We start from the raw sequence: 7,688 nt of genomic DNA, 5'->3' as shown, positions 1-7,688 counted from the left end.
TTCTCGAATCCCTGTCCGGCCGCGGGCCCGAAATCCTCACCGCCCGCATGGCGAGCGCCGCCGATCACCTTGCTGATCAGCCCTGCCGATCACTCCTGTCGATGAGCCTCGGCCATGGCGACAATCACCCTGCGCGGCCCCTTGAACGGAGCACGTGCGTGCGCGGTGAGCATGTTGTCGAGCATCACGACGTCGCCGGCCTGCCAGGGAAAGCTGATCTTGTGCCTCTCGAGAACGGTTCGGACCGTCGACAAGGTCTCATCGTCGATCGCCGAGCCATCGCCGTAGAAGACGTTGCGCGGCAGGTCGGCCTCGTCATCGACCACGTCGAGCAGACTCTCGCGTACCTCCGGCTCGAGGTTGGAGACGTGGAAGAGATGTGCCTGGTTGAACCAGACCCACTCACCCGTGACCGGGTGCTGCGCCGTGCCCTGACAGATCTGGCGCGTACGAAGCTCGCCATCCTCCTTCCACTCGCATTCGATGTCGTGGCGCGCGCAGTAAGCTTCCACCTCCGCTCTGGATTCGGTGCCGAACACCTGCTGCCAGTCGACGTCGAGGCCATTGCCGTAGTTCCGCACATACATCACGCCCTTGTCGGCGAACCGCTCGCGAATGGCTGGCGGCATGTCGCGATAGATGACGCGGCTGTCGGCGATCGGCGTCTCCCCGCCTTCCAGCGCCGGCTGCATGCAATAGAACCAGATCTTCATCGGCCAATCGCGGGTATAGGCCTGCTCGTTGTGCAGCGGGATATGCTGGTGCGGCGGATACTCCGTTGACGTATAGACCCCCGAGATCACCTGCGAACGCGGCGTCGATCCGAACTCGTAGGTGAGCAGCGGGTGACCGAAATCGGCCGCGAAGGCCCGAAACGCATCCGGACCATCGAGCGAGAAGTCGCGGAACACGATGCCGCCGCTGTCGATCAGGTTCCGGTCGATCGTCTCGCGCAGCATTGGCAGCGCTTCGCCGAGCGGCTGCCCGGCCGCATCTGCCTTGAGCAGCAGCGGAAGAGTTCTGCCCTCAATGAGTGGCTGGACGGAGAACGCGCTCATGATCCTCGCTCCGATGCAAATCAATCGATCGACCCGATTGCCGGGCCAGCGCCGCACCGATCCGATCGATCAGTTCGGCCTGCTGCGTGTGAATGAAGAAGTGATGCCCCGGCAGCATATCGAGCGTGAATGAGGTCGAGGTCTCCTGCCGCCAGGCCTCGAGCGCTTCGCGGCCGGTCTCGTCGTCCGTGCCGGCGAAGACATGGACGGGGCATGGCAGCGGACGACGCGGCCGGTAGACATAGGCTCCGCACATCAGGAAGTCGGCGCGGAGCACCGGCAGCGCGGATCGCATCAGTTCCGCATTCGACAGGGCCTCGTCGGGCGTGCCCTGGAGATCGCGCAACTCCTGCATCAGAGCTTCGTCGCTCAGCGGCTCGCGCCACTTGCTGACGTCCCGAACCGACGGTGCTTCCGCACCCGAAGCGAAGAGAACGGTCGGCGCTGGCACGCCGCGATCGAGCAGTCCATGCGCAAGCTCGAACGCGATCACCGCGCCGAGGCTGTGCCCGAACAATGCGTAAGGACCATCGAGCTGCGCGCCAAGCTCAGCAGCGAGTTGCGCTGCCAATACACGCGGATCGGTCGGCAGCGGCTCGTCCATGCGCGCGCCGCGCCCGGGCCATTCCACCGGCCGCACGTCGATCCACGACGGCAGAAGCCTTCGCCACCGCGCATAGAACATGGCACTGCCGCCGGAGTAAGGCAGACAAAGAAGCCGCATCGAAAGACCAACTCCGCCGACTACGACGACTGCCGAGGCGCCGCGTCGTCCATGAACTTGCGCAAGCTGAGCGGACGCATGTCGGTCCACACCTGTTCGATGTGATCGAGGCATTCCTTCTTGCTGCCGGTCCTGCCCACCGCCTTCCAGCCGCCGGGAATCTCCTTGAACGTCGGCCAGATGGAATATTGCTCTTCGTGGTTGACGACGACGGTGAAGGTGACGTCGTCCCTGTCGAACACCATCATGACTCGGTCCCCTCTTCGAAAAGCGAAAGCAGAGACGTTTGAGTAGGTCAGAAGCAGACGAGGGTCAAAGCAATATCGACGCGCCTCTTTTTAAGACCTCAAAACTGGCGACGGACGAGCACAATGCAACCTCCGCGCTTGCGCACCAACACGCGGAAAAATATCGGGATTTCAGGACACGTCGCGGATTGCTGTAATTCTAACTGCACAAGGAGGAACTTTTTCGACGCGACATGATCGCGCGTTTTGTCGCGGGGCACTCTTTCATCGCACTGTCATCAATTGCATTGAATGGCTCACGACGAAACAACGCCGCCGCGGATCAACCGCGGCGGCGTAACTTCCGAGTGACAGGTATTTCAAAAATTGAAGGTGGTGGACACCAGATAGGTCCGAGGCGCACCAAGCGTGATGACCCCGCTATAGGCTGAAGCCCAGTACGCCTTGTTGCCGACATTTTCGATATTGGCGCGCACGACGATCGGCTTTCCGTTCCAGGGAGAAATAAAGGTATATCGCGCCCCAATATCGAAACGCGTCCACTCGGGCAAAGTCAGCGTATTGGCGACGTTGACGTACTGCGACCCGGTATAGATGACCCTGCCCGTGAAGGTAAGACCAGGGACAAACGGCGTATCCCATTCCGCGTTCAAATTGACGTTGACGACGGGCACGCCGACCGCCGCCTTTCCGTTGTTGATGCCGCCTTGAGTTTGCTCCTGCACGCCATCGATCAGGGCGACGCCGCCGAGAACGCGGATGTCGGGCGTGATCTCGCCGAAAACATTGAGCTCCGCACCCCGATTTCGCTGCCTGCCGTTGAGTTGCTGAATCGCTGTAACGCCGGTCCCCACCGAAATGATGCTCGGCTGGCTGATGTCGAACACGCTCAGCGTGGTCGTGAATCGGCCTGCGTCGATCTTGATGCCGCCTTCAGCCTGTTTCGTCTGCGCCGGCGGGAAAACGGTCCCGACGTTCGCAAATGCGCCGCTGACCACAACGGGCGTCTGGAGACCTTCGATGTAGTTCGCGTAGAGCGCGACGTTCTCGACCGGCTTGACGAGAAGTGCGTAGGCCGGACTCCAGACGGACGTGTCCTGCTCGGGCCGGCTCGACGCCGGGGTGAGGAAGTTCGTCACTTCCGTTCCAGCGGTCTGACGGCGAACGCCAAGCGTGAGCTGAACGCGCTTGTTGAGGATCGACATCGTGTCGGAAGCGCCGACGCTCGAGAGAGATACCCCGGTGGTCTGGCTGGCAGATAGCGTCGAGAAATTGGGCTTCGCGATGTTTGTCGGCTCGGTGTACAGATTCCAGAAAATCAGATCCGCAAGAGCATTGTTCGAGCGGGTCCAGACCCTCTGATTGTAGGTCCGGTCATTAATCGAGTAATTGACGTTCACCGCATGATTGACAGGACCCGTATCCACCGTTGCCCGGATACCAGCCTCGCCCGCGAGCGTCTCGAAGGTTTCCTTGCCAGCAAACGGCCGCGACCACAAACCTCCCAATTGGGAGACGCCGGGCGGAGACGTCAACGCGCCCGCCGCGACGTTGGAGATATTGGGCGACGGATAGGCATAGTTGATGTTGCTGTCGTGGTAGCCAAACGCCCCATAGGCGGTCATCCAGTCGGTGACATCCACTTCGCCTCTGGCAGTCGTAAAGAAATCGGTCGGGGCATAATAGGCCCACGGGACCTGGAAATTCAGCCCCGCTTTTGGTGGCGGCGGAATGAACGTTGTCGTGGCCGGGATGTTGAAGAAGCGCATCGGCGGATTCAGATTGTCGGCCTGGTATCCGATATCGACTGCCGCGCGCACACGCTCCCCGCGATAGTCGAGGCCCAGAACGGCGTTTCCGAATTCATCGGTCTGGCGGTTCCAGGGCGTGTTGCCGTTCGAGTAGGTGCTGTTCAGCCGAACGCCCCACTCCTTGTGCTCGCCGTAGCGGCGAGCAACGTCAACGTTCTGGCCAAACTGCGATTTTGAAACGTAGGTTGCCGTGAGCTGCGTAATGTCGAAGTCGGGCGCATGCTTTGTGATCAGATTGACGCTTCCGCCGACCGCGCCACCGCTGGCAACACCGGTACCACCGGCCGTCATGCCATTGAGCAATGCGCTGGGGCCCTTCAGCACTTCAACGCGCTCCACGAAGTTCGCACCCGAAGAGTAATATGGGGCGATTCCGTAGAGACCGTTCAATCCATAGTCGCCACTGTCGTAGTAGAAGCCGCGAATGAAAAGACTGTCCGCACCACCGCCCGCGGCTTGAATGACCCTGACTGAGGGATCGTTGGCGAGGACGTCACGGATTGTGCGTGCTTGCTGGTTCTGTATCAGCTCTGCGGTATAGCTCGTCTGATTGAACGGCGTGTTCATTACGCCGCGATTGCCGAGGAGACCGAGACTTCCCCCGGTTGCGACCTGGCCGCCTGCATAGGCGGGCGGCACCGTGCCGATCGTACCGGTCGACGGCACAACATAGGGAACGGGCGCGGCCTGGCGCGGAGCCGCCGCAGCGACGGATCTCTGCCCCCGCGATCCGCGCGTCGACTGGGATCTCTGAATCGGCTGCCGAACTCTCGGCTTGGACGCATCGACGGTCACCGGCGGCAGATTCGCTTGCGCAAACGCCTGCCGAAATTCGCCCGACGATTCCAGCGACAGCGCGAGATAACTCACTGCCCCCAGCGATAGCGTACGCACGATTTTCCTGGCCGAAAGTTCACGCGTCATTCCTGCACCCCAATTCCACTGGCAAGCACGTCCCCGCGCTTCCTAACATAGGAGGGTGGTCCGAGAAGGGATTGGGAGCTAGAAGCTGTCTAAGGCTGCACGACAAACCGTCGCGATTGAACGATCGCTGTCGGCGTCGAAGTCGCCGCTCGAATTTTGAATCTTTCTATTTTCTAATCGTTCTAATCATCGTTCTGCATGCAGAAGCCGGACGACGCGATGTCACTACGTGCCAGATATTCGATCGAGTCGAATAGGTTGCGTATCGCTCATGCGGGTATTTCCTGCACCGGCTCTTCCGGCCCGTCACTGAAATCGCAAACCCGGTTGGTGCGATTTGGACTCTTCCTCGCGCGCTCCAGGACGAAGCAGGATGGCCTCGGAGCGGAACCAGAGCATCCGATATCCACATACTGTTGCGGCGGAGACACTGCGCGGAATGTCACCCTCTCCGCCACCGGCGACGTTCCTCGTGTCATAGAGCCAGCGGCGTGCAGGAGAGCCGTGAAGGCCAGCGCGATCGCTTCAACGCTGCGGCGGGATCAGGGCGCGCAGGATGTCCGGTTTCCAGGCCTGACGAGCGCTGTCGAAGGCCGCGAAGTCATGATCGAACTGCCAATAGGCCCATGACCAGCCAAGCCTGTCGGCGCTTCTCGCCACGAATGACAAATATCTCAGGCGACCGTCGGATGGCGCCCGCTCATACACTCCGAATTCGCCGAGATAGATCGGACGCTTTTCCTTCTCCGCCCAGACGCTCACCTTCCTGAAGTCGGCGGCAGCGTTCGCTTCGTCGTCCGCGCTGCCCCAATCCAGCGGCCCGATCCGCGAAAATGTCTGCGACCACGGCGCGCCCTGATGCGTGAATCGTATCGGCGCGTAGTAGTGAAACGTCACGATCAGGTTCCGGTCGTCGGCCGGCAGAGCCAGTTCGTCGATGGGGATCTCATCGATATTGAGAACGGCGGCGATGACCGGCCTCTCCGGATTGGTGCGACGGACGATCTCGAGGCATTCATTGAGGAGCGTATTCCAGCTGGACGACGTCATTAGCCCGCCCGGCTCGTTCAGGATCTCGAAGACGAGTTCGGGATACCTACCGGCGTATCGCTCGGCGATCTGCCGCCAAAACGCCCTGAGCTTCGGAGCGCATTCGGAAACGTCGCGCTGGCAGATGTGCGTATCGTGTTCGTCGACGATGGGAATGAGCCCCCTCGCGAGGACTTCCTCGATGACGGCATCGAGCCGCCTCAGCACGATCTCGTCCAGGACGTTCTCGGGGCCCATGAACTTGAAGCCGAAGAAGTTGATCCTGACGTGCGCGAACCCGGCCTTCTTGATCGTCGCCAGATTGTCCAGGCGGAATGGCGCGTTCCGACCGCCATCCCAGATTCCGTCATAACCGAGAATGTTGATGCCACGCCCGAGTTTCGGAACGTTACGGGCAGCTGCCTGCTCGGTCCCGTGGGCGGCGGAGAGCGACGCAAGGACGAATGCCGCCGCGACAAGCCTGAAGCCTCGCGACCATGGGGCTCGGATGGCGGTCATCTCGCATCCGTCTCCAGCGACTGAAGCTCCGGCACCGGCCTGCACGTTGCGAGGAGGAAGGACACCAGGAGCACCGACGTGAACATCGTCGAGCGAAGAAACGTCGTCTCGGTGAAATTGGTCTGAAAGCTGAGGACGACAAATCCGATGATGAGGGCGCAGTGCGACCGATCGATGGATCGCGTCGAAATCAGATGCAGCATCTTGTTCGAGAACAGAAGGACGCTGGCGGCGAACAGCACATATCCCAGAAATCCGGTTTCCATCAGGATCGCGATGTAACCGCTGTGATAATTGTCGAGCACCCAGCCGTGGTTCTGCTCGAAGTAATCGTAGATCGACGGGACCGTCCAGAAGCCGTTGATTCCGAATCCGAGCAACGGCGCGTCATTGAATTGGCTGATGGCGTAGTGCCAGATGAACGTCCGCTCGGTGAAATTGATGCTCGCGTCGCCGACATGGATGGCGTCGTATCCCGTGACGTAAAAATAGAGAAACAGGATACCGGCCAGAATGCACATCACGAACGGCAGGATCGTATAGACCCTCATGCAGCCAACCGACCACATCGAGGTCACGAGCAGTGCGCAGGCGGCCAGGGCAACGGCACCGGCACCGCGCGATTCCGACGCCAGGACGCACGTCGAGGCCAGAAGGAACACCACGAGGAAGGCCAGCCAGCCCTGTCCCGTCATCATGCGATAGCAGGCAAAGAACATCAGATATGCGCCGACGAAGCCGAGCGTCTGCTTCGATTCATAGACACCCTGCCATTGGCCGCTGTGCATCCATGTCTGGTCGATCCCGATATCGGGGACGGCGAGCGCACAGAATGCCGATGCGGCAACCAGAATGAAGAGCCCATGGGACGTGGCCTTCACGACCTCGTCGATGTCGATGCGGGTGACGAGGCAGAATGCGCCGAAGGTCGTCATCGCGAGCGCGGCACTCTTCATGAGCGCTGCCGCGCTCAGGCTCGACCAGAACACGGAGAAGACGGCGAAGGCGTAGAAAGCGAGCAGTACGATCAGATCGGGATTGAGCTGCAGCCGCAGACGCGGACGCACGAATGCACTTGCGTAGATGAGGACGCCCCACATCAGAAGCGCCACGGCCTGTTGCACAAAGGTCAGTTCCGGCGGCAGAAGCTTCGCGTTGAAGATGCCCATCGACGCGACCACGTTGACGGTGATCGAGCAGCTGATTGCAATTCGGGCGATTTTCTCAACGCCAACGCTGCGCGTCTCCCAGAACGCGCTCTCGAGTGCCCCGGAATCCACCTCGGTCTGCAGGCTGGCCATGGATCCGACCTTCCTTAAGGTCGGTTAATAATTTGCTAGCGCGGTCGATGTCCGGCACTCCGGCTCGTACGATG

General features: G+C 60.8%; 6 protein-coding genes. All 6 read right to left on the bottom strand.

Features of this window, described 5'->3' with window-relative positions:
* Nucleotides 1-89 precede the first annotated feature (89 nt).
* Complete coding sequence (locus HAP40_RS14425) at nt 90-1,058, bottom strand: TauD/TfdA family dioxygenase (protein WP_166817168.1); 969 nt, start codon at nt 1,056-1,058, stop codon at nt 90-92.
* Entirely contained in the window at nt 1,027-1,782 is a 756-nt protein-coding gene (locus HAP40_RS14420; protein ID WP_166817169.1) for a thioesterase II family protein, read from the bottom strand. The genes HAP40_RS14425 and HAP40_RS14420 overlap by 32 nt, the downstream gene beginning before the upstream one ends.
* A 20-nt stretch (nt 1,783-1,802) precedes the next feature.
* Nucleotides 1,803-2,030, bottom strand: coding sequence for an MbtH family protein (locus tag HAP40_RS14415; RefSeq protein ID WP_166817170.1), 228 nt, complete (start codon nt 2,028-2,030; stop codon nt 1,803-1,805).
* A 359-nt stretch (nt 2,031-2,389) separates the two neighbouring features.
* Complete coding sequence (locus HAP40_RS14410; RefSeq protein WP_166817171.1) at nt 2,390-4,765, bottom strand: TonB-dependent receptor; 2,376 nt, start codon at nt 4,763-4,765, stop codon at nt 2,390-2,392.
* Nucleotides 4,766-5,290: 525 nt separating this feature from the next.
* Nucleotides 5,291-6,313 (bottom strand): glycoside hydrolase family 5 protein, encoded by a 1,023-nt coding sequence (locus HAP40_RS14405; protein ID WP_166819507.1) that lies wholly within the window; start codon nt 6,311-6,313, stop codon nt 5,291-5,293.
* Nucleotides 6,310-7,614: an O-antigen ligase family protein gene (locus HAP40_RS14400; protein ID WP_166817172.1), complete on the bottom strand. Its 1,305-nt coding sequence runs from the start codon at nt 7,612-7,614 to the stop codon at nt 6,310-6,312. The genes HAP40_RS14405 and HAP40_RS14400 overlap by 4 nt, the downstream gene beginning before the upstream one ends.
* Nucleotides 7,615-7,688: the final 74 nt, after the last annotated feature.

It is taken from the genome of Bradyrhizobium sp. 1(2017), assembly GCF_011602485.2.
In the GTDB taxonomy this organism is placed as follows: domain Bacteria; phylum Pseudomonadota; class Alphaproteobacteria; order Rhizobiales; family Xanthobacteraceae; genus Bradyrhizobium.
Note: the sequence above shows the minus strand (reverse complement) of the source record. Positions and strands in the feature narration are given on the sequence as shown.